This window comes from Paenibacillus dendritiformis (genome assembly GCF_945605565.1).
Lineage (GTDB): Bacteria > Bacillota > Bacilli > Paenibacillales > Paenibacillaceae > Paenibacillus_B > Paenibacillus_B dendritiformis_A.
Genome location: NZ_OX216966.1, coordinates 4,716,360 through 4,739,302, shown reverse-complemented (window position 1 = coordinate 4,739,302; position 22,943 = coordinate 4,716,360). Strand labels below are relative to the sequence as shown.

22 protein-coding genes and 1 riboswitch are annotated in these 22,943 nt (G+C 55.2%); of the genes, 20 read left to right on the top strand and 2 right to left on the bottom strand.

Translation table 11 applies throughout. The features are described from left to right. Nucleotides 1–480 precede the first annotated feature (480 nt). From NNL35_RS21245 to NNL35_RS21180, 14 genes are all read left to right on the top strand, one after another. Nucleotides 481–1,293 (top strand): transglycosylase SLT domain-containing protein, encoded by an 813-nt coding sequence (locus NNL35_RS21245; RefSeq protein WP_006676810.1) that lies wholly within the window; start codon nt 481–483, stop codon nt 1,291–1,293. A gap of 40 nt (nt 1,294–1,333) precedes the next feature. Further along, a complete protein-coding gene (locus tag NNL35_RS21240; RefSeq protein WP_006676811.1) occupies nt 1,334–1,825 on the top strand; it encodes a VanZ family protein in 492 nt (163 codons plus the stop codon). A 363-nt stretch (nt 1,826–2,188) separates the two neighbouring features. Then, nucleotides 2,189–2,354, top strand: a riboswitch (FMN riboswitch). 260 nt (nt 2,355–2,614) lie between these two features. Further along, nucleotides 2,615–3,784, top strand: a complete 1,170-nt coding sequence (gene ribD, locus NNL35_RS21235) for a bifunctional diaminohydroxyphosphoribosylaminopyrimidine deaminase/5-amino-6-(5-phosphoribosylamino)uracil reductase RibD (protein ID WP_006676812.1) — start codon at nt 2,615–2,617, stop codon at nt 3,782–3,784. After that, nucleotides 3,765–4,424 (top strand): riboflavin synthase, encoded by a 660-nt coding sequence (gene ribE, locus NNL35_RS21230; protein WP_006676813.1) that lies wholly within the window; start codon nt 3,765–3,767, stop codon nt 4,422–4,424. Before ribD ends, ribE begins: the two co-directional genes overlap by 20 nt. Before the next feature lie 23 nt (nt 4,425–4,447). Then, complete coding sequence (locus NNL35_RS21225; protein ID WP_040731140.1) at nt 4,448–5,689, top strand: bifunctional 3,4-dihydroxy-2-butanone-4-phosphate synthase/GTP cyclohydrolase II; 1,242 nt, start codon at nt 4,448–4,450, stop codon at nt 5,687–5,689. Between the two features lie 54 nt (nt 5,690–5,743). Beyond that, nucleotides 5,744–6,211, top strand: a complete 468-nt coding sequence (gene ribH, locus NNL35_RS21220) for a 6,7-dimethyl-8-ribityllumazine synthase (RefSeq protein WP_006676815.1) — start codon at nt 5,744–5,746, stop codon at nt 6,209–6,211. 83 nt (nt 6,212–6,294) lie between these two features. Then, entirely contained in the window at nt 6,295–7,089 is a 795-nt protein-coding gene (locus tag NNL35_RS21215; RefSeq protein ID WP_006676816.1) for a segregation and condensation protein A, read from the top strand. After that, complete coding sequence (scpB, locus tag NNL35_RS21210; RefSeq protein ID WP_040731143.1) at nt 7,058–7,675, top strand: SMC-Scp complex subunit ScpB; 618 nt, start codon at nt 7,058–7,060, stop codon at nt 7,673–7,675. Before NNL35_RS21215 ends, scpB begins: the two co-directional genes overlap by 32 nt. 1 nt (nt 7,676) lies before the next feature. After that, nucleotides 7,677–8,378 (top strand): metal-dependent hydrolase, encoded by a 702-nt coding sequence (locus NNL35_RS21205; RefSeq protein WP_006676818.1) that lies wholly within the window; start codon nt 7,677–7,679, stop codon nt 8,376–8,378. Nucleotides 8,379–8,617: 239 nt separating this feature from the next. Then, nucleotides 8,618–9,322, top strand: a complete 705-nt coding sequence (locus NNL35_RS21200) for a DUF2953 domain-containing protein (protein ID WP_006676819.1) — start codon at nt 8,618–8,620, stop codon at nt 9,320–9,322. A 137-nt stretch (nt 9,323–9,459) separates the two neighbouring features. Continuing rightward, complete coding sequence (ytfJ, locus tag NNL35_RS21195) at nt 9,460–9,900, top strand: GerW family sporulation protein (RefSeq protein ID WP_006676820.1); 441 nt, start codon at nt 9,460–9,462, stop codon at nt 9,898–9,900. Between the two features lie 230 nt (nt 9,901–10,130). Beyond that, the gene (locus NNL35_RS21190; RefSeq protein WP_006676821.1) at nt 10,131–11,366 is read left to right on the top strand and encodes a D-alanyl-D-alanine carboxypeptidase family protein; all 1,236 of its coding nucleotides are present in this window, start codon (nt 10,131–10,133) and stop codon (nt 11,364–11,366) included. Between the two features lie 43 nt (nt 11,367–11,409). Continuing rightward, nucleotides 11,410–12,054: a nucleoside recognition domain-containing protein gene (locus NNL35_RS21185; RefSeq protein WP_006676822.1), complete on the top strand. Its 645-nt coding sequence runs from the start codon at nt 11,410–11,412 to the stop codon at nt 12,052–12,054. 81 nt (nt 12,055–12,135) lie between these two features. Next, nucleotides 12,136–12,669, top strand: a complete 534-nt coding sequence (locus NNL35_RS21180) for a spore maturation protein (RefSeq protein ID WP_006676823.1) — start codon at nt 12,136–12,138, stop codon at nt 12,667–12,669. 578 nt (nt 12,670–13,247) lie between these two features. Here the strand turns inward: NNL35_RS21180 and NNL35_RS21175 are convergent. Continuing rightward, on the bottom strand, nt 13,248–13,415 hold the full coding sequence (locus NNL35_RS21175) for a hypothetical protein (RefSeq protein WP_254553696.1): 168 nt from the start codon (nt 13,413–13,415) through the stop codon (nt 13,248–13,250). A gap of 565 nt (nt 13,416–13,980) precedes the next feature. On the opposite strand from NNL35_RS21175, the gene NNL35_RS21170 reads away from it, so the two are divergent. From NNL35_RS21170 to NNL35_RS21145, 6 genes are all read left to right on the top strand, one after another. Further along, complete coding sequence (locus NNL35_RS21170) at nt 13,981–14,724, top strand: pseudouridine synthase (protein ID WP_111157025.1); 744 nt, start codon at nt 13,981–13,983, stop codon at nt 14,722–14,724. A gap of 372 nt (nt 14,725–15,096) precedes the next feature. Further along, on the top strand, nt 15,097–15,618 hold the full coding sequence (locus NNL35_RS21165) for a redoxin domain-containing protein (protein WP_254553695.1): 522 nt from the start codon (nt 15,097–15,099) through the stop codon (nt 15,616–15,618). A gap of 26 nt (nt 15,619–15,644) precedes the next feature. Next, nucleotides 15,645–17,309 (top strand): cytochrome c biogenesis protein ResB, encoded by a 1,665-nt coding sequence (gene resB, locus NNL35_RS21160; RefSeq protein ID WP_254553694.1) that lies wholly within the window; start codon nt 15,645–15,647, stop codon nt 17,307–17,309. Then, nucleotides 17,306–18,559 carry a cytochrome c biogenesis protein CcsA gene (ccsA, locus tag NNL35_RS21155; protein ID WP_111157022.1) on the top strand — a complete coding sequence of 418 codons (1,254 nt, stop codon included), beginning with the start codon at nt 17,306–17,308 and terminating at the stop codon, nt 18,557–18,559. Before resB ends, ccsA begins: the two co-directional genes overlap by 4 nt. Before the next feature lie 80 nt (nt 18,560–18,639). Further along, nucleotides 18,640–19,356: a response regulator transcription factor gene (locus tag NNL35_RS21150; protein ID WP_111157021.1), complete on the top strand. Its 717-nt coding sequence runs from the start codon at nt 18,640–18,642 to the stop codon at nt 19,354–19,356. A gap of 1 nt (nt 19,357) precedes the next feature. Continuing rightward, the gene (locus NNL35_RS21145) at nt 19,358–20,797 is read left to right on the top strand and encodes a sensor histidine kinase (protein WP_254553693.1); all 1,440 of its coding nucleotides are present in this window, start codon (nt 19,358–19,360) and stop codon (nt 20,795–20,797) included. A 156-nt stretch (nt 20,798–20,953) separates the two neighbouring features. Here the strand turns inward: NNL35_RS21145 and serA are convergent, their stop codons facing one another. After that, complete coding sequence (gene serA / locus NNL35_RS21140) at nt 20,954–22,540, bottom strand: phosphoglycerate dehydrogenase (RefSeq protein WP_133381245.1); 1,587 nt, start codon at nt 22,538–22,540, stop codon at nt 20,954–20,956. Nucleotides 22,541–22,943 lie beyond the last annotated feature (403 nt).

The following is a 22,943-nucleotide window of genomic DNA, read 5'->3' as shown; positions in this document are numbered from 1 at the left end:
TTTTACATTCAGAAACATTAGACAAGATAAAAATATTGCGTATAATCATAGAAGATGATAAAATGCTAGGAAAGAACGAACATGCGTTCCCTAGTTAACATGGCAGTCCAGCCGGCCGGCAGCGACAACGCAAGCAGGCGGCTTATGCCAATCAGAACAGACCCGAAGCTATTGACAACAAATCAGGTTGAAGCGAATAGGTAATCGTCTCCCGGAATCGTTCGATGCCGGGCAAGCAACGATTATTTTGCACTGATCCCCCATATGAACGCCTCCTTTTTCAATCCAATCCATTGCATCCGTATTACATCGCTTCTATCATTTCCGCCTTCCCGTATATCTCACATGTCCCCTGATGAGAATCGGAAATACCATGATTTGTTTCAAGCTGACCAAGTTTGAATAAGCAGAGATAGAGAGAAACGCAACCGGTTATCGGTACCGACGAAGTCGGGGTAGGGTCATTAAGAGGAGATGAACATGAGGAAAGGTGTCATAACCGTCGTAGGCGCGGCAATTGTTCTTACATCCTGCAGCCTGGACGGACTGAACAGAGAGACGGCAACGTATCAGGAGTATATGGATCGGGTGCCGCTCGTATTCGAGCTGGAAATGGAACGTCAAGCGCGGCAAGTAGACTTGCATAAGAGCAGCGGTAAAGAAAAAGAGGTTCGTATTCAATCAGCGTCGGCAAAGAGCGAGGCGCCCATTCGTCCGCACATTCCGTCGATTAAGCTGCCGGATGACGTGCTTGATATGATCTGGAAGGAAACGCGCAAAAAGAAGATTGATTATATTACCTTTTTGGCTTTGATCAAAGTGGAAAGCAACTTCGATACAGACCTGGTGCACAGCAATCCAAACGGGACGGAGGATTACGGGCTCGTGCAAATGAACTCCGTCAACGTATCGCGGCTGTCCAAAGCGATCGGGCGCCCGAATCTCGATATGTTCGAGCCGAAAGACAATATTCTGCTCGGCCTGGCCGAACTGCTCGAATGCCGCGCTTATTGGAAGGACAAGTATAAGGGCGATGACCTGGAAAAAGCGATGCTCCTCGCTTATAATCGTGGTAGATATGGATCCAAGCGCTGGATTCAGGACAAAGGCACGCTGGACAGCGCCTATACGAAAAGAGTGCTGAAAGCGAAGGCCCATTATGAGCGCGAAGCGGCAAAGGCTGCGCAGGCCGTCAAGACGGCCCAAAAGAAGTCGGGATCGAATATGGCTTCTCCGAAGCAGCAGAAGCCGGCTCAGACGATGAGAATCCAGCGTACAAGACAGGCGAATTGAACGGGCTGGAAGCTCTAAATAGAAAGGGGCATGCGAATCTATGCGCAAGAGAAGCCGGTTAGGCCTTCTATGGTTCATTTTGACCATCGCCTGGATGGCGTTTATCTTCATGAAATCGGCCGAACCGTATTCGGTTCAGGATATGAAGCCGGCGCTCGGCTCTTTCGTCTCCGAAGAGAAGCTGCTTCGTTATGTTCCGCGCTGGGAATTTTTCTATGACGGGAGTCTTGTGTCGTGGCGGGAGCCTTACCATTTCGTCGAATTTTTTATCCGCAAATGCGGGCATATCGCCGAGTTCGCCCTGCTGACGCTGCTGCTTATCCTGACGCTGTCGGCCCGCGTCCGTTCGAAGGGACTGGTAGCGGCGGGGAGCGGCCTGATTGCCGTTTTATACGCCTGCTCCGATGAATGGCACCAGACCTTCGTACCCGGGCGGACCGGACATCTCGCCGATGTTGCGGTCGACTCTATCGGAGTGGTGCTCGTGTTGGCCGCCTATTTGATCGTGATCGCGGCCCGGCGGAGAAGGTAAGGTGAGGGGGAGTCTGTCACCTATTCTTGAAAATCTCACTTTAACTGTGCTATGAAAAGGTCACTTGTCTGATGAGAGGCCAGGCCTTACCAGGTGCCCTTTTCAAAGCTACTATGCTGTGAATACATTACATCTTGGAACGCACTGCTTTTTGTGGTAGCTTATTTTTGGTGGTATCATACGTAGTTTTCCACGGATGCTATTTTGGGCGGGTTTGTGTGGCGACGCAGAACCCGCTTTTTTGATCCAGACGTCTTGGGCTGAGGCGTCGAATACAAAGGTGAGGGATAGCCTTGCCTTTTTCCGCTTGAAATGATAAGATCCGTTACGTAATCGATTGTTGATTACTCAATATGATATCTGCTGAACCTTCAGGGCAGGGTGCAATTCCCGACCGGCGGTGATGGAACGGTAGCGCAGTTGACGGCTATCGTCTTCCTTAGTCCGTGACCCGGGCGAACTTCGTTCGAACGGTGGATCTGGTGCAACTCCAGAGCCGACAGTATAGTCTGGATGGGAGAAGGGCGTCAGGAGAAGAGTTTTCTTTTTAACTCTTTTTAGTTCTTTTTTTCACATAGTTTTTTCAGTTACCGATATTCAGCCGGTTTATTTGTCGTACGCGGGAGGCGGTTGCGTCTTTTTCGCGAACGATGCCGGACTGTTTATTTGACTGTACCTATGATGAAAAAGAGTACATACCTGTAAGCTCAACAACCTAGCCCTTCGGAGGATTCCGAAGGGTTTTTTGCTGCGATGGGGCAAGCTGTAAAAAGAAGGAGGGACGCTCTGGTGCATGCGGTAATCAATGACGAGTTCTATATGAAGCTGGCGCTGGATATGGCGGAACGGGCCATGGGACAGACCAGCATCAATCCGGCCGTCGGCTGCGTCATCGTCCGCGAAGGCAGGGTCGTCGGTCTGGGGGCCCACCTGCAGCGCGGCGAAGGCCACGCGGAGGTGCATGCGCTGCAGATGGCCGGCGAAGCCGCACGCGGCGCTACCGCCTATGTCACGCTCGAGCCTTGCAGCCACTACGGCAAGACGCCTCCATGCAGCCTTCGCCTGCTGGAAGCCGGAATCAAGCGCGTCGTCATCGGCAGCCTCGATCCGAACCCGGCGGTCAGCGGCCGGGGAGCCAAGCTGCTGCGTGAGCAGGGCGTCGAGGTGGTGGCGGGCGTGCTCCAGCCCGCGGCCGAGGCGCTCATCGAGATGTTCGCCAAGTACATCACGACCGGTTTGCCGTACGTCACGCTCAAGACGGCGAGCACGCTGGATGGCCGCATCGCGACGCATACGGGCGACAGCCGGTGGATCTCCAACGAGCAGGCCCGGGAACGGGTGCACGCGATGCGGCACCGCCATCAGGCGATTATGGCCGGTATCGGCACGGTGCTGGCCGACAATCCTTCGCTGACGACGCGGCTTGCGGTACCGGGACTTCATCCGACGAGGCTTATCGTCGATTCACAGCTGCGGCTGCCGCTGGAGGCGAAGGTCGTCGCCGACCGCTCCGCGCCGACGATCGTGTTCACGACTTCCCGGGTGGACGCCAAGAAGCGGGAAGAGCTGGAGGCTCGCGGCGTGCAGGTTATCGCGGCGGGCGACGGGCCGCAGGTCGATCTGCGGCGAATGATGGAATGGTGCGGAAGCCAGGAGATCGGCTCCATCCTGCTGGAGGGCGGCGGCCGCCTGAATGGCGCGATGCTGGAGGGCCGCTGGGTGGATCGGGTCGTGCTGTTCTATGCGCCGACGATTGTCGGCGGTGCGGGGTCGCCGGCCAACTTCGCCTTCGATGGCATAAGCCGGATGAACGACGCGTACCGGCTCCGGCATACGCGGGTGGAAACTCTAGGAGACAATGTTTGCATTAGCGGATATCCGTTCGGCACGGTGTTTGAACGGATTGCCGCAACGCTGGATGAGAAGGGAGGAAGCGACGATGTTCACGGGACTCGTTGAAGAAGTCGGCCGGCTGCAGGCCGTGACGAAGCGCGGAGAAGCGATGGTGCTGCATATCCGTGCCGCGAAAGTGCTGGAAGGGATGAAGATCGGGGACAGCATCGCCGTGAACGGAGTATGCCTGACCTCGGTCTCCTATGACTCCGGCTCCTTCATGGCGGATGTCATGCCGGAGACGTTCCGGCATACGAACTTGAAGGATTTGCAGCCGGGCGCTCCGGTCAATCTGGAACGGGCCATGGCGGCGGACGGCCGCTTCGGCGGACATATCGTACAGGGCCATGTCGACGGGCTGGCGCGCATTATGCGCCGGACGGCGCAGGCGAATGCGGTTGTGTTCGAATTCCTGGCCGAGGATCCGGGCATGGCGAAGTATATGATCCCCCGGGGATCGGTTACCGTGGATGGGATTAGCCTCACCCTGGCCCGGGCGGAGGAGGGCATGTTCGCCGTCTCGATTATTCCGCATACGCTAGCCGAGACGGCGCTGCATGGCAAGCAGCCGGGAGACACGGTCAATATCGAATGCGACGTGCTGGCCAAATATGTCGATCATTTGCTGGCCTTCGGCAGCCGCTCCGCCACTGGCGGAAGCTCTCGCATCAGCAGCGCCTTTTTGGCGGAACACGGCTTTATGTGACATCATGCAAAGGGGGAAGGGCGATGAGTGAACAATTTCAGTTCGATACGATAGAGGATGCCATACGAGACTTAATGGAAGGCAAAGTGATCATCGTCGTCGATGACGAGGATCGCGAGAACGAAGGCGACTTCGTGGCGCTTGCAGACAAGGCTACGCCGGATGCGATCAACTTCATGATTACCGAGGGCCGCGGGCTCGTCTGCGTGCCGATTACGCCCGAGCGGGCAGAAGAACTCGATCTGCCGCCGATGGTTACGCATAACACCGACAATCACGGGACGGCCTTCACGGTGTCGATCGACCACGTGGAGACATCGACAGGCATCTCGGCCTATGAACGCTCGCTGACGATTCAGAAGATGCTCGATCCGAAGGCGCAAGCGGCGGACTTCCGTCGTCCGGGCCACATTTTCCCGCTTATCGCGAAGCGGGGCGGCGTTCTGCGCCGCGCAGGCCATACCGAAGCGGCCGTCGACCTGGCCCGCCTGTGCGGAGCGTCGCCGGCGGGGGTCATCTGCGAGGTGATCAAGGAAGACGGGACGATGGCGCGGCTGCCAGACCTGATAGAGATTAAGCAGAAGCACGGCTTGAAGCTCATTTGCATCAAAGATCTGATTCATTATCGCAACGAGAAGGAGAATCTGGTCCGGCGCGAAGTCGAAGTCAACATGCCTACCGACTTCGGCGTGTTCCGGGCGATCGCCTACACGAACGAGGTCGACAACAAGGAGCATGTCGCCTTGGTCAAGGGCGAGATCGACGGTACGAGTCCGGTGTTGGTCCGGGTCCATTCCGAATGTCTGACCGGCGATGTGTTCCATTCTCACCGCTGCGACTGCGGGCCTCAGTTCGCCGCCGCCTTGCGCGCAATTGAGCGGGAAGGGAACGGCGTGCTCCTCTATATGCGCCAGGAAGGCCGGGGGATCGGCCTCATTAATAAGCTGAAAGCGTACAAGCTTCAGGAACAAGGCCTGGATACGGTGGACGCGAACCTGAAGCTCGGGTTCCCGGCGGATCTGCGGGATTACGGAATCGGCGCGCAGATTCTGAAGGATCTCGGCGTCCGCCACATCCGGCTCATGACGAACAATCCCCGCAAGATCAGAGGACTTGAAGGCTACGGCCTGGAAATTGTCGAGCGGGTGCCGATTCAGATGCAGGAAAACGAAGACAATACGCGTTATCTGCATACGAAGGCAGCGAAGCTCGGACATATGCTTGTATTCGATGACATCGAGCAGAACGAACAAATCGAAACCTGAACCGCAAGCTAGCAATCAGCACAGCAAACTATATTCCATCAGGAGGTTTTACCTATGCCACATGTATTTGAGGGTCATTTAGTATCGGAAGGATTAAAATATGGCATCGTTGCCGGACGCTTCAATGAATTCATCGTCTCCAAGCTGCTGTCCGGTGCACTGGATGCGCTGAAGCGCCACGGCGTGAAGGACGAGGAGATCTCGGTCGCCTGGGTTCCCGGCGCGTTCGAGATTCCGCTTATCGCCCAGAAAATGGCGGAAAGCGGCAAATATGATGCGGTGATCACGTTGGGCGCAGTCATTCGCGGTTCTACACCGCATTTCGATTATGTGTGCAGCGAGACGGCCAAAGGGGTCGCCCAAGTGAATATGAAAACAGGCGTGCCAACCGTGTTCGGCGTGCTGACGACGGATTCGATCGAGCAGGCGATCGAGCGCGCAGGCACGAAGGCCGGCAACAAGGGCTGGGAAGCAGCCGCAACGGCAATTGAAATGGCAAACTTGACGAATCAGTTGAAATAGTGCTTATTTAATGTAGTGCCCTTTATAGAGGTACATGCCTTTATAATAGGGCGCTACATTTGTTTTTTACGGGAGGAACGTTCGTGTCCGTCACTTACAAGCTGGAGCTGTTCGAAGGGCCGCTTGATCTGCTGCTTCACCTTATCGATCAAGCGGAGATTGCTATTCAGGATATCTCGATCAGCGAGATCACCGATCAATATATGGATTATTTACATAGCATGAAGGAATTGGAATTGGATATTACGAGCGAGTTTCTCGTTATGGCAGCGACCCTGTTAGCGATGAAGTCCCAGCAGCTCTTACCGAAGCCGCCTGTCATGGAATGGGACGACGACATGATGGACTACGAAGAAGAGGAACTGGATCCGCGAGCGGAGCTGATCCGCAAGCTGATTGAATACCGGAAGTACAAAGGAATCGCCGAGCATTTGCGGGAAAAGGAGTCGGAGCGAAGCCTGCTGTTCACGAAGGAACCGGAGGATCTGACTCCGTTCATGCCTTCGAAGCCGTCGAATCCGGTGGAAGGGCTCCATGTGTCGGACTTGATTGCCGCCTTCCAGAAGGCGCTGCGCAAAGCATCCCGGCGCACGATGGTCGCCACGATTCATCGCGACGAGATTTCCGTGAAGGATCGGATTCGCGATATCGTCACCGTTCTGCGGCCGGTGGGAAGGGGAGGCAAGCTGCTGTTCTCCAAGCTGCTGAGCGAGCAATTGAACCGCCACGAGGTGGTCGTGACGTTCCTTGCGGTGCTGGAATTAATGAAGATGAAGCAGATTCGTTGTTTTCAAGATCGGGTATTCGATGAAATTGTGATTCAGTGGCAAGGGGATGTGGAAGACGATGGACTTTCAGACGTTGAAGTCGATTATTGAAGGCCTCCTGTTTATGGCGGGAGATGAAGGTTTAAATAGTAAGCAAATCGCAGAAATTACGGAACAGCGGCAGGAAATCGTCATGGAGGCGCTGCATGATTTGCAGGCGGACATGGAGCGTTCGAAGCGCGGAATCCAGATCGTGGCCATTGCCGGCATGTATCAATTGACGACCTTGCCGGATCATGCGCCTTATTTCGAACGGATGGCCTATTCGCCTTCCCGCTCGTCTTTGTCCCAGGCGGCGCTCGAGACGCTGGCCATCGTGGCATACCGCCAGCCAATCACTCGCGTGGAGATCGAGGAGATTCGCGGCGTCAAATCCGATCGGGCCATTCAGACGCTTGTGAACAAAGACCTGATCGAAGAAACGGGCCGGGCTGAAGCGATCGGAAGGCCGATTCTATACGGCACGACGCGTGCGTTTCTTGATTATTTCGGGCTCGCCAGCTTGTCCGAGCTGCCGGAAGCCTCGGCCTTCGAACAAAGTGAAGGCTTGGAGGAGGAGACGCAGCTGTTGTTCGAGAAATTAGAAGGACGGCAGCTGACGATTGAAGATGTGAACGAAGAAGGAGGAGATCGTTAAAATGCGTATTCAGTTTCATGGGCATGCCTGCGTCGAAATCGATACCGGGAAGCATCGGCTTATCATCGACCCGTTCTTGACGGGCAATCCGGCCGCCAAGGCCGCGCCGGATCAGATTCAGGCGGATTATGTGCTTCTTACCCACGGCCATGGCGATCATATCGCCGACGCGGCAGACATTGCGAAGCGGAATGAAGCCACCATATTGGCCATCGTGGAGCTGGCCGACTACATGGAGCAGCAGGGAGCGCGCGCCATCGGCATGAATCTGGGCGGAGGAGGCACGTTCGACTTCGGCTCGATCAAATGGGTCAATGCCCTCCACAGCTCTTCGGTAACGGTGAACGGGCAGGCTCAATATTTGGGCAACCCGGCGGGAATCGTGCTTCAGATGGATGGATTGACCGTCTACCATGCCGGAGATACCGCCTTGTTCAGCGACATGAAGCTGATCGGAGAGCGGTATAAGCCGGACATCGCCTTTTTGCCAATCGGCAGCTTCTTCACGATGGATCCGGAGGACGCGCTTCTGGCGGCGCAATGGAGCAAGGCGAAGGTCGTCATCCCGATTCATTACAATACGTTCCCGCCGATTGAACAGGATGGCGCGGCCTTCGTGTCCCAACTGAAAGTGATCGGCATTCAGGGCGTTGAACTCGCGCCGGGCCAATCGCTTGACACGGATGAATTGGATCTTGGCTGACCCGCGTTAAGGATGAGCGGGAGGTAGCCTGAGAGCGGCAGAGCGAATGAAATGAATAAGAGCTGAAATAAAAAGGCATCAACGAGCCCGCCAATGGACGACGTCAGTCGATCTGTGGCGGGCTTTGCCGTCCCCGGTATCCGCCTCATCAATGCGGCGATGGAACTTCTTGCATGTCTGATTGGATAAAAGGCCATAATACGGTTAGTTCAGGAAATCATTCGGATCGGAGGCAGACTATGGGGATATGGATTATGGCAGGCATCGCAGCGGTCATCGCCATGCTGCTCTTCCTGATTCTCTTCTCGACCATTCAATGCAAGCTGGTCATCCACAAAGCGGATAAGCATGAGCGCGTCTTCCTTATTATCCGGGCCTTCTACGGATGGATTCGCTGGCGGTACGAATGGCGATCTATCCGCTTCCTCAATATGGAGGAAGGCTTCGATCTGAAGCAGAACAAGAAGGAGAACTTCGGCGGGAGAAGCCAGGATAAAAAAAGAAGTAAGGTGAACCGGCGGACGGTTGCCAAGTACGCCCGACGGATCAAGCGGCTGGTCCGGCATACAAGAGGCATTGTCGAGTGGCTTGAGGAGACGATGGACAAGATGAAGTGCAGTCTGTTCATCTGGGAGACGGAGATCGGGCTTAGCGATCCGGCCGGAACCGCCATCGTCACGGGCACGACCTGGTCCGTCAAGTCATGGCTTGTCGGCAAGCTAAGCTATATTCTTCGTTTTCAGGATTATCCTATTCTGGAGATTACACCTCAATTTGATCATCCGTACTTCTCCACCCGCATCGTCTGTATCGCCGAGATACGATTCGGCCATGTCGTTCGCTCGCTGGCCCGGCTTGTCTTCCGCATTGTGCGTGCCGAAGGGGGAATCCGCATGTGGCGGCGGACGCTGGCGAACGCCAGTACACGGAAAGTACAGAGCTAGCCTATACATACTACGCTTTATTTGTGCGCAAGCTATGCACGTGCAGGCAGTACCTGATGTGGGGATAGGTGTGGAAAAAGCCATATGCGGCTTTTGGAACGGCACTATTTTATATATGCGGAGGAGGACTCAAGGCAATGGCAGAACATCCTGTCGAAGGATTGATGCAAGCTGCGTTCGAGAATATCAAGGCAATGGTCGATGTGAACGCGATCGTTGGCGATCCGGTTCAGACCCCGGACGGCAGCGTTATTCTTCCCATCAGCAGAGTCGCTTTCGGCTTCGCTGCGGGCGGGAGCGACTTCCGGATTGATCCGCGTCGAACCGGATCCGGGAACGGGCATGAGGATCGGCAATCGAATCATGCCATGCCGTTCGGCGGCGGAAGCGGGGGCGGCGTTTGTTTGACCCCGATTGCGTTCCTTGTCGTTGGCCCGCAAGGCATCAACGTCGTATCGCTTGATAATCAGACCCATCTGCTCGAACGGATTATCGACGTCACGCCAAGCGTGATTGATCGGATAGAAGCGATGTTCACGCGCGACCGTTACGACGGACCGAATGAAGAAGAGGCGTGATATCGTAATGCTTCTTACACGCAGAAGCGTCAAGTTCGCCTGCCTTCCCCATCTGCTATGCGATGTGCGAAGGAGGAGGCGGGCTTGGCGCTGTTTGTCGTTCTGTCTGCGTCTTCTTTCGCATGTTTTCTCGTCTGCTTCCGTTATTTCTCGTCTCCTTCCGCATACCTGGGAGAAGACAAGCATACACATGGTAACAATTGGACTGGCATCACAAAAAGGAGGACCCTATGATCCGATTCACCAATGCGGGATTCACCAAAAAACTGCTGCTCATTAGTTCCGTGCTTCTTGTCCTTAGCCCGTTCAGCGAGGCGTGGTACGGAAGCGCGGGATTTTCCGATACTACGGGGATGGTTGTGCAGGCTGAACCCGAACGCGAGCCCGAACCCCTTGCCGAGCGGATAAAGCCCCCCGCCATCCATGCCAAGGCCGCGGCGCTGATCGACGTCGCAAGCGGGCGTATTCTGTATAGCCGGAATGGCGAAGAGCCGCTTCCGATGGCAAGCACCACGAAAATTATGACCGCCATCGTGGCGATTGAAACCGGGAAGCTAAGCGATGCCGTGAAGACGAGCAAGCGGGCTTTCGCCAAGGAAGGCTCCTCCTTATTCCTGCGCAGAGGCGAGGAAATGAGCCTCCACCATCTGCTGTACGGGTTGATGCTGCGCTCCGGCAACGATGCCGCCGTCGCTATCGCAGAGCATGTCGGCGGGTCTGAAGAAGGGTTCGTGTACATGATGAATGAGAAGGCGGAAATGCTTGGACTGGAAAAGACGCAATTCCGCAACCCGCATGGGCTGGATGCCGACGGGCATTATACGACGGCGAACGACCTGGCCCGGCTGTCCGCGTACGCGCTTCATAACCCGACCTTCCAGGAGATTGTGCGTACAAAGGTGAAGACCGTGCCGAATCCGAATGAGAAATGGGATTATAGATGGACGAATAAGAACAAGATGCTGCAGTTGTACGAGGGTGCCGACGGGGTGAAGACCGGTTATACGTCCAAAGCGCTTCGCTGTCTCGTCAGCTCGGCGACGAGGAACGGCCAGCAGCTGGCGGTCGTGACGCTCAATGACGGCAACGACTGGCTCGATCATTCCCGCTTGCTTAATTACGGGTTCTCGGCCTTTCCGGCGGTACCGCTGGTCGCCAAGGGCGACAAGATCCAAGGCTACGAGCATCTTCAAGCTTCGGCCTCTGTCGCCTACCCGCTCGGAGCGGACGAGCGCGACCGGGTCAAGTCGTCCGTGCGGCTGATACCGGCGGGAAGTCTCGATTACCGGTTAGGCTATCGCGGTTCGCTTCGTTATGAGCTGGACGGGGAGCCGCTGATTTCCGTCCAGCTGGAGGAAGCTGCGGCAGGCGGCGACGGGGCTGGAACGGGCAAGGAGGCTTCCGCCGCCGCCAGATGGTTCCACGGGATGCGGACCGCGGCAGGCTCGTTATTTCATGCGCGCTAATGGTCAGGGAAGGGGACGCCGGATGTCATAAGGGGGGAGAACGATGGTCAATGCAATATGGATGTTCATGCTGCTGGTCGGGTTTATCGCGGCAGCCGCTCAAGGGCGGATTGAGGCGGTAACGGAGGCCGTTTTTGACGGAGCGAAGACCGGAGTGACGGTCAGCTTCGGTCTGATTAGCGTGATGGTGTTCTGGCTGGGGATGATGCGCATCGCAGAAGACGGCGGCCTGCTGGCTAAAGTCGCGAAGGCGCTTGGCCCGGTCGTCCGCTTTTTGTTCCCGGACGTGCCGCCCAATCATCCGGCGCTCGGGTACATCATGTCCAATATGAGCGCGAATCTGCTCGGACTGGGGAATGCGGCGACGCCGATGGGGATACGGGCGATGCAAGAGCTGCAGAAGCTGAATCCGGACAAGGAGACGGCGACGCCGGCGATGTGCACCTTGCTCGCGATCAATACGTCCAGCATCACGCTGATTCCGACGACGCTCATCGCGATTCGAATGAATTTCGGATCGGCCAATCCGGCTGAGATCGTGGGGACGACGCTGCTGGCTACGATGGTGGCGACGGCTGCCGCGATTGCGGCCGATCGGTGGTACCGCAACCGGGCTTCGGCCCGCCCGCCGAGCAAGACGGCCGGAACCGGCCAGACCGGGCTTGGCGTGCCGCCGATGCCTGACTAAGACCGGGCAGGCCCGGTCATGCGGTCAAGCGCCATTGGCTGAAGAGGGAATTCATCACTCGTTCGGAAAGGACGGCTGCTCATGTATGCTGTAGTGTCGCTTATTTCTGCATGGGCCATCCCGGCCATTATCGTCTTCATCCCTTTATACGCGTATTTCAAGCGCATCCCCGTCTATGAATCATTCGTGGAAGGGGCTAAGGACGGCTTCCAGACCTCGATCAACATCATTCCTGCACTCGTGGGGATGATGGTTGCCATCAGCGTGTTCCGGGCCTCCGGGGCGATGGAGTGGATCGTCGGCTGGTTCGCTCCGCTGCTCAACTGGTTCGGCGTGCCGAGCGAGGTGCTGCCGCTTGCCTTCCTGCGGCCGATAACGGGTGCGGGTTCGCTCGCTTTTACGACCGATCTGATTAAGACCTACGGCGCGGATTCCATGATCGGACGAATGGCTTCCACCGTTCAGGGCAGCACGGATACGACGCTGTATGTGCTGATGGTCTATTTCGGAGCGATCGGCATCCGCAAGGGACGCTATGCGCTCAAGGTGGGCTTGTTCTCCGATTTGGTCGGATTTGTAGCCGCCATTATCGTCTGTTTGCTCGTCTTCGGGTGACATGGCGGAATCGAATCATGGGAAGGGAGCGTCTCATAAGCATTGCAAAATGATTGAGGTGACGAGTCAACAGCGAATGTGGATACGGGAAAAACGGAGACGCTCGATAGAGAATGTACAGTTCGGAAAAACGGAAACGCTAGGTTAGAAACTGGACATTTCGGAAAAACGGATACACTCGGATAGAAACTGTAAAGTTCAGATACACTCGCATAGAAACTGTACAGTTCGGAAAAACGGCGGTGCGCAAAAACGGTGGAAGATGGATGAAGGAGTGAAATCTGCAGCAATTTCTGTTCTTTCAGCCGCTATTTGATGAAATTCCTGCAATAGTCAGGCTGTTGAGAAAGTCCAAGGGATTTTTTGGCACTTCATTTTTTATGTGGTGGATCTCGTCTCTCAGTAGAAAAAATCGATTTAAAACGCTATGCGTGCCAAGTTTTGAGTAGGAAAATGGACAATCTCCACCCCTTCGTAAAAAACAGGGGTTTCCAACGACCTGAAAACTGCACCATTTCCCTAGACACGTCTATCCGGTAGGCGAAATCCGCAAAACTACACGATTTCTCCAGACACTTCTATTCGGTAAGCAAAATCCTGCGGAAATACAGCAATTCGATATGGACGACTTTACCAGAAAGCGAATCCTGCAAAACTGCAGGAATTTCACCCGTTTTGCTTCGACTTGAAGCAAGAGGGCCATAAATGATGTAGATTTGCAGCAATTCCTCGGGATGTGGACCCATTGAGCCGAAATTCCTGTAAAATAGCAGCAATTCCCTCCACACGTTCAAGCCCCGAGAGGCAACGAGGCGATGATGCCCCCAGGATCCGACGCGGTCTCTTGGATCCCGTAAAATCAGGCCGTTGAGAAGTCTGTGGGAATTTTCTCCACTTTATTTTTTATATGGTGGATCTCGTCTCTCAGTAGAAAAAATCGACTTAAAACGCTATGCGTGCCAAGTTTTGATTAGGTAAATGGACAATCTCCACCCCTTCGTAAAAAACAGGGGTTTTCCAACAGCCTGAATAGTACATTATTTTCATCGATTTTTGTCTTTTATCGATTGGATAGTCTGAAATTGATGCCGTTTTGCAGGATTCCCTGTAACGGAGTACACTTCATCAAGGAATGGTGTATATTTGCAGTTTGTCGGCGAGTCGAGCTTTGAGAATCAGGGGGCTGTCTCAATGTAGTTGAATACTACTTTTGGGACACCCCCTTTGTTATGGATTTCGACAATATTTTGAACCTCCGGCTTGTGGTCTTGTTCACAAAAGGATATCATAGGTTTGAGGTGACAGACATCGATGGAAGAACGATTGCAAAAAATTATGGCAAACGCAGGGGTTGCGTCGCGCCGCAAATGTGAACAATTGATACTGGACGGAAAGGTGGAGGTTAACGGAGAGGTCGTGACCGCGTTAGGGGTCAAGGCGGATCCCGCGACAGACATCATTACCGTGAACGGCAAGCCGATTACTGCAAATGCCAACAAAGTATATGCCGCCTTCCACAAGCCGAAAGGGGTCATTACGAGCATGTCCGACCCGGAAGGGCGCAAAACGGTGCTTGATTTCGTCAAGGGCATCGGGGCACGGGTCTATCCGGTAGGCCGGCTTGATTATGATACGGAAGGGCTGCTGCTTCTGACCAATGACGGCGATCTCGCGAATATGCTTATGCATCCGCGCCATCATGTCGCGAAGACGTATCACGCGACCGTCAAGGGCATTCCTCACGGCGATCTGCTGGAGAAGCTGAGAGAGGGCATTCAGCTTGAGGACGGCATGACGCAGCCGGCCGAGGTGGAATATCATGATGTCGATATGGAGCGCAAATCGGCCACGATCAGCATTACGATCTATGAAGGTCGCAACCGCCAGGTCCGCCGGATGTTCGAAGCGATTGGGCATCCTGTCGTGAAGCTGAAGCGGGTTCAATTCGGCAACATCTTCCTGCAAGGGATTCCACGGGGCAAATTCCGTCATCTGACCAAATCCGAGGTCAACGAACTGAAGATGGCGATCAAGGCGAACCGCACAGAGGCCTGAGCCGATTCTTGAATCGGTCGGAACGAACCCGGCAGGCGTGGGGTTTGTTTCCCGTTGCTATGACACATAATTTTCATATTAAGGAAGAGGGGGCGCTCAACCAATGAATTATAATGATCGTGGATGGTGTGCGGAAATTGTAGCAACTCTTCTGCCTGATTGTGAAAAAAGTCATAGTAATAAGTGTTCAGCAAATCCGGTTTTCAGCACCGAGAAGGTTGCTTGAACTCGAAGAAGGAGCAGCGCAGTGTAGGCAATACTACATGAGCAGCGGACTTCGAGAGTGAATGCAAGATTCGATGCCGCGTTACTTCCCGAATCTCTTCGTGATCAAAACCGGATTTTGAACAACCTCTGGAAGGGGCGTAGATGATGGGAAAACGCAATAAGACAGTCCAAATCATTATTTTAGCGGGCATCCTGCTGCTCGGCGGCTTCGCTGTCAGCTCTGCCTTCAAGAAGTCGGAGACGCCGAAAGCCGGGGACGCGATACCGAACCTGACACTGCAGAACGTGCAGGGCGATCTGGTTCAGTTAAGCGATTACCGGGAGAAGACGGTCGTCCTGAATTTCTGGGGATCATGGTGCGAGCCGTGCGAGCGGGAAATGCCCGCCTTGCAAAGTACGGCAGATGACTGGAAGGAACGCGGGGTCGAGGTTGTCGGCGTCAATGCGGGGGAAGATGCTCTGGTCGTCGAGAATTATATGAGAAAAGTGAACGTGCATTTCACGATGCTGCTGGATCAGAAGAAAAAGGCGATCAAGGCGTTCGGTATCGGGCCGATGCCGACCACGTTTTTCATTAAGCCGGACGGCAAGGTCCACGCCATCCATATCGGAGAATTATCCCCTGATCAGCTGAATGCTTATCTTCAGCAGATTACAGGCACCTAACCGGGATATGGAAGGGGGGCAATGACGTGGCGTTTGTCAACACGAAATGTGAATGCGGGCATCAGAATGCCGTAGGAACGGTGTTGTGCGAAGCCTGCGGCAAACCGCAAAACGAGGAGCCCGGGTCCGATGCGGTGCTCGAAATGAGATATGACGGCGTCGCCCGCAAATCGCAAAAAGCGAATCCTTCATGGATTGACCGGATATGGAACTTTTTCTCTTCGGTCAAAATCGCGATCATCATTATTATCATTACGCTGATCGGGGCTTCTCTCGGAACCATTTATCCGCAGGAAAGCAATTTTATCTCGATCGACGCCGCGACCTACTACAAGCAGACCTATGGCACGCTCGGGCATATCTATTATTTGCTCGGCTTGTCCCATACGTATGAATCGTGGTGGTTCATTATGCTGCTCGTCATGATCGGGGCTTCACTCGTCATATGCAGTCTGGACCGGGTCCTTCCGCTGTACCGCGCCTTACATAAGCAAAAGGTTCGCAAGCATGAGCAATTCATTACGCGGCAGCGCGTCGTCTATCAGGGCGACATCCAGGAGGAGCCGGAGGCGTGGCTGGACACAATGTCGGACGCCCTCAAGAAGCGCGGCTACCATATCGTCCGCGACGATGGGGCGCTGCTCGCGGAGAAGAACCGCTTCAGCCGCTGGGGGCCTTATATCAACCATATCGGGCTTATCGTCTTCCTGCTGGCGGTGCTGGCAAGAAGCATTCCGGGATGGCATATGGAGTATTATGCCGGATTTCCGCAGGGTGAGCCGCGGGAGATTCCGAATACGCCGTACTATTTGCAAAATGATCATTTCAAGGTCGAGTATTACTCGGAAGACGAGATGCCGGAGCAATTCGTCAAGGAAGGCCGGGTGTTCCCGAAGCTGTTCGAGACGAAGGCGACCCTGTTCCGCTGCGTCGACAAGTGCGACGATCCGGTCGCAGAGCCGGTGCTGGAGAAGGTTCACCAGCATGATATCCGGGTCAACGAGCCGTTGGAATACGATGGCATCTCGGCGTATCAGTTCGATTTCGATCTGACGCCGAAGCTCGTGGCGGTCAAGCCTGAGCTCCGGAATCCGGCTACCGGCGAAGTATATGGGCAATTTGAGCTGAAAGTGAACCGGACGGAACGCGAGTATAAGGTAGGGCCTTATACCCTGGAATTAACGAGCAAATTCATGGACTTTGGCTTGAACAGCAAAGGCGAGCCGACGAATCTGTCGCAGGAGCCGAATGCTCCCGCTTTTATTTTCCTGATTAAGGGACCTGGCTTATCGGATGAAGGAGAGCCTTATCTCTATTTCCCGCTGCAAAAAGACAAGGTCCGCTTCCAACAGGATGTCATCAACGGCAAGATGGCGGAGCAGTTCGAGCTGCGCGTGCCGTCCATGAATGATGTGACGATGTCCGAATCCATGAGCTACCTGACGGTACGCAAGGATACGGCGATGCCGTTCATCTGGATCGGAGCCGCCATCAGCATGATCGGTCTTATTATGGGCTTCTACTGGCAGCACCGCCGCGTGTGGCTGCGGCTGGATGGACAGAATCTGGCATTGGGAGCGCATACGAACAAAAATTGGTTCGGCTTGCGCAATGAAGTGGCACGAGCATTGGCGGCCGCCGATGTGCAGGTGGATTCCAAAATGATAGATCGTGGGGGGAATAAGGCTTGAATCTGCTACAATTTAGCCAGGATGCCTATATCGTCGCATTTTTCTTGTTCTGCATCGCGTTCATTCTGTTCGTGTTCGCCCTGGGAGGCGGCAAATCCCAGGCTTCCGGCCGCCGGGAGCGGAAGTGGGGGAAGATAGCGTTCGCCGTGACGCTTATCGGCTTCTTGGCGCAGGCCGCCTACTTCTTCACGCGCTGGATTGGCGCAGGACATATTCCGGTCAGCAATATGTACGAATTTATGTCCTTCCTGGCGATGATGATTATTGCCGCTTTCGTCGTGGTGTATCTGATATACCGTTCAACGGTGCTCGGCGCATTCGGGGTGCCGCTGGCTGTTATCATTATGGGTTATGCCTCTGTCTTTCCAAGTGAAGTCCAGCCGCTAATCCCGCAGCTAGACTCTATCTGGCTCTATATCCATGTAACGATGGTCGCGCTTGGCTACGCGTTCTTCGCGGTCGGCTTCCTGGCCGGGCTGCTTCATCTGCTGCGCTCGGTCCGCTGGGATGCCGGTGCGCCGCGCCGGCCGCAGCGATGGCTTGAGTTCACGATGGCCAGCATCGTCATCGTCGTCGGCTTCATCTCGATTGTGTTTATTTTCCGCGGGGCCGGATACGAGGTCATCATTGACCAGAAGGTGGAGAGCGTCAAGAACGGTCAAATCGAGACGAGGCTGGAAAAGGTCACGTATCAAATGCCGCCGCTGGTCGCTCCGTACAACAGCGATTCGGCTTCCTTGCAGAAGGTGCCGAGCTTCATCGGCATTTCGCTTCCGCTGATGGAAGCGCCAAGCTGGATGAAGGGCGTGCAGGCGGGACGGAAGCTGAACACCGTCATCTGGTCGCTTCTGGCCGGGCTCGCGTTGTATGGCCTCATTCGCCTGCTCATCCGGAAGCCGATCGCGAAGTCGATTCAACCGCTTGTCCGCGGCGTCGATCCGGAGCTGGCCGATGAGATCAGCTACCGGTCCATTGCGCTAGGCTTCCCGGTATTTACGCTGGGCGGGCTTATCTTCGCGATGATCTGGGCGCAGATTGCCTGGTCCCGATTCTGGGCCTGGGATCCGAAGGAGGTGTGGGCGCTCATTACGTGGCTCTTTTACAGCGCCTACCTGCATCTGCGCCTGTCCCGCAGCTGGATCGGGACGAAATCGTCCTGGCTTGCCGTCATTGGCTTTTTGATTGTTATGTTTACTTTGGTCGGAGTCAATCTTATTATCTCCGGGCTGCATTCCTATGCCGGAGTATAATCCGGGCAGCTGCGCATGCGACTGGACAGGACTCTTGTTCTGTCCAGTTACGCGTATAACCATTGGAAGGGGAGTCGTATATGTCTGAACATGTGAATCGCATACTGGTAGTTGATGATGAAGAACGCATTCGCCGCTTGCTCAAAATGTATCTGGAAAAAGAGGGGTACGCGATTGATGAGGCGGAAGATGGAGAAATGGCGCTCCGCAAAGCGGTAAGCGAAGATTATGATTTGATCCTGCTCGACGTGATGCTGCCGGGAATAGACGGCATCGAAGTATGCACGCGGCTGCGGCAGGTTAAGGCGACGCCGATCATAATGCTTACCGCGAAGGGCGAAGAAATGAACCGGGTGCAAGGGTTTGAGGTGGGGGCGGATGACTATGTGGTCAAGCCGTTCAGTCCGCGCGAAGTGATTTACCGGGTCAAGGCGGTGCTTCGCCGTTCGTCGGCGACGGCGTTCTTGACCAACGATCCGAAGACGAGCAACAATATCGTATTCCCTCATTTGGTTATTGAGCATGATGCCCACCGCGTCACGGCGGGCGGCCAGGAAGTGAGTCTGACGCCGAAGGAGTATGAGCTGCTTCACTATTTGGCGATATCTCCGGACAAAGTGTTCTCGCGCGAGGAACTGCTGAAGGATGTATGGAACTACGAATTTTTCGGGGATCTGCGGACGGTGGATACTCATGTGAAGCGTCTGCGCGAGAAGCTGAACAAGGTGTCTCCGGAGGCGGCGGCCATGATTACGACCGTATGGGGCGTCGGTTACAAGTTAGAGGTGCCTAAATAACGTGAAATTTTGGCGAAGCATTGTCGGAAAGCTATGGATGACTATCATCGGCCTCGTCGCCTTCGTCATGGCGACATTGGGCGTATACCTGCTGCCGTACATTGACAGCAACTTCGCGCATCCGAATGACATTAAGCAATTGTTCGTCTATACCGCCATTACCGGCTTCTCGCTGACGACGTTCTTCGCGTTGTTCCTGTTCACGAAGATTACGCAGCCGCTCCGCAAGCTGAAGGAGGCGGCCGACACGATCCGGCAAGGAGAGTACTCCACGAAGGTGACGATACGCTCCTCCGACGAGATCGGCGAGCTGTCGCGCACGTTCAACCATATGGCGGAGGAGCTGAAGCTGACCATTCAGGATTTGCAGCATGAGAAGGAGCACCTGGCCAGCGTGCTGCGGAGCATGACCGACGCGGTGATTACGTTCGACGCGGCCGGCCAGATGCTGCTCACGAATCCGCAGGGTGAAGCGATCCTGAATACCTGGAATCAGATGGAGTGGAACATTCAGGAGGAAGGGGCCGAATCTTCGGCGGTTCCCGATCCGTTGAAGCCTTATTTCCACACGGTCGTGAAGGAAGGGAAGGAAGTGACGGCGCGGGTTCACGTACAGAAGGAAGTGTGGTCGGTCGTGATGGGCCCGCTCCATGCCGACAGCCGCGTGCGCGGGGCGGTCGCCGTGCTGCGGGATATTACGGAGGAAGTCAAGCTCGAGAAAATGCGGACGGACTTCGTCGCCAATGTGTCCCATGAGATCCGGACCCCGCTCTCGATGCTGCAAGGGTACAGCGAGGCGCTGATGGATGATATCGCCGCCTCTCCGGAGGAACGTCAGGAACTGGTCCAGGTCATTCATGACGAATCGCTGCGCATGGGGCGTCTTGTCAAAGATCTGCTTGATCTGGCCAAGATGGAATCGGGCCATATGCAGATGCATTGGAACGAGACCGACGTGAATGAATTGATTCACCGCGTGTATCGCAAATATACGGTGCTCGCGAAGGAGCAGCAGATTCCGATCGTGCTGAAGCTCGAAGCGCATGATCCGGTGCTGCCCGCCGCCGACGAGGATCGGCTGGAGCAGGTGCTGACCAATCTGCTGGACAATGCGCTGCGGCATTCTTCGGCCGGCGAGGAAATAGGCATCGGCACGAGCCGCGGCATGTCCGCCGACGGCGGAGAGACGCTCAGCATCGTCGTTCAGGACCACGGCCAGGGCATACCGTCTGAGGATCTCCCCTATATTTTCGACCGCTTCTACAAGGCGGACAAGGCCCGCAAGCGGGAAGCAACCGGCGGGACCGGATTGGGTCTGGCTATCGTCAAAAATATTGTGGAGGCCCACAAGGGCTCTATCCAGGTTCACAGCATCCAGGGCGAGGGGACAACGTTCACCATCCAGCTCCCGATCCCGGTGTCACAAAAAGAGAACGGATGACGAAATGAGAAAACTCCCTTTTCCGCTTGGCGGAGAAGGGAGTTTTGTGTCGTGCGGCAATTCGCTAATGTTGTCAGAGCAAGACGGATTTTTTACCAAAATCTTGTTGCTCGTGGAACAAGCCGCGCATTTTTGCTATATCTGAATATCTTTTCGTTATAATACGATGACTTTCGCTTTATTGATATCCGCATGAGCCTTCAGTTCCGCGAGCACATCCTGCGGCACCGACTTGTCCACAGACAGCACCATAATCGCGTCTCCGCCGGCGATTTTGCGTCCTACCTGCATCGTGGCGATGTTCACGCCGTTGTTGCCGAGCAGGGAGCCGACCAGTCCGATGACGCCCGGCTTGTCATGATGCGAGATAAGAAGGAGATAGCCTTCCGGCACCAAGTCCACTGTATATTTATCGATCTGGACGATCCGTTCTCCGTATCCGTTCAGCAGCGTGCCGGCTACGAGCCGTTCCTCGGTGCTGGTGCGCAGCTTGACCGTCAGCAGGTTGGTGAATCCTTTGGCGATATGGGATTTCTCCACCAAAATATGGATGTCGCGGACCTTGGCCAGATGCATCGAGTTGACTTCATTCACATCGGAGCCAAGATGGCGGGACAGAACGCCTTTGACGATGTGGCGCGTAATCGGCTGAGTATCCACCTCGGCCAGGTCGCCGCAATAATTGACGACGATCTCCAGGACAGGGCTTTTGGCCATTTGGCCGGCGAACTGCCCCAGCTTCTCGGCGAGCTTGAAGTAAGGCTGGATCTTCTTCAGCACGCTTGGCGCGACCGGCGGCATATTCACCGCATTTTTGAATGGTTCGTTCCGCAAAATATGCAGCACCTGCTCGGAGACATCAACCGCCACGTTCTCTTGCGCTTCTACCGTCGATGCGCCCAGGTGAGGGGTGACAATGATCTTCGGATGACTCAAGAACGGATGATCCGCAGCCGGCGGTTCCGCCTCGAACACGTCGAAGGCCGCTCCGGCTACGATGCCCTCGTCAATCGCTTCAATAAGCGCCCGTTCATCGATAATGCCGCCGCGCGCGCAGTTGATGATGCGCATACCCCGCTTCATCACTTCGAACTGCGGACGGGAAATCATATGGCGCGTCTCGTCGGTAAGCGGAGTATGGACCGTGATGAAATCGGCTGCGCGGATAATCTCGTCAACCGTTCCGAGCTTAATGCCAAGCTTCTCCGCCCGTTCGTCCGTCATGAACGGATCGTAGCCGATGACTTCCATGCCGAACGCCTTGGCGCGCTTCGCGACCTCGCTCCCGATTCGGCCCATCCCGAGCACGCCGAGCGTCTTGTTCATCAATTCGACGCCAAGGAACGATTTGCGGTCCCATACGCCGCTAATCGTCTTCACATACGCTTGCGGAATATGGCGCGACAACGCCATCATCATGGCGAAGGCATGCTCGCAGGTCGTAATCGTGTTGCCGTCCGGCGCATTGATAACGATGATTCCACGCTTCGTCGCGGCTTCCAGATCGATGTTGTCGACGCCGACACCCGCGCGTCCGATAACCTTGAGCTGCTTGGCGGCTTCCATGATGCGCGCCGTCACCCGCGTCTGGCTGCGGACCAGCAGGGCGTCGACATCGCCGATGATGTCGATCAGCTCGTCTTCCGACAATCCGGTCTTCTTCAGGACGGTCACATCCTGCGCATCGACCAGCTGCTGGATGCCGAAATCGCTGATCGGATCCGATACGAGTACTTTAAACATGGATATCTCCTCCCAATATCTAAATCATAGTTATCTATAAAAAAACTCCCGTCCGCATACTACGACCGTAGTAAGGGACGAGAGTCTTCTTCCGTGGTGCCACCCTTATTCGCCCGGCGCTTGCACGCCAGACCTTGACCATCTCGCAACGAGATGCCGAGCAGTAACGGGCTCTAGCCGGTCGGACCTACGCACTTGCCGTCTGCAAGCTTCAGCACAACAACTCCGGAACGCTGGAACAGGATGGTCCGCCGCCGATTCCCACCACCCATCGGCTCTCTGGAGGCCTTCGCATCTGTTCTTTTCCTTCACCGTATTACATCATGAAATTGCATTTAATGTATCACGCTTCCTGATCAGTGTCAATAGGGAGAAAAACGGCATAATACCGCGTAATCGGAAG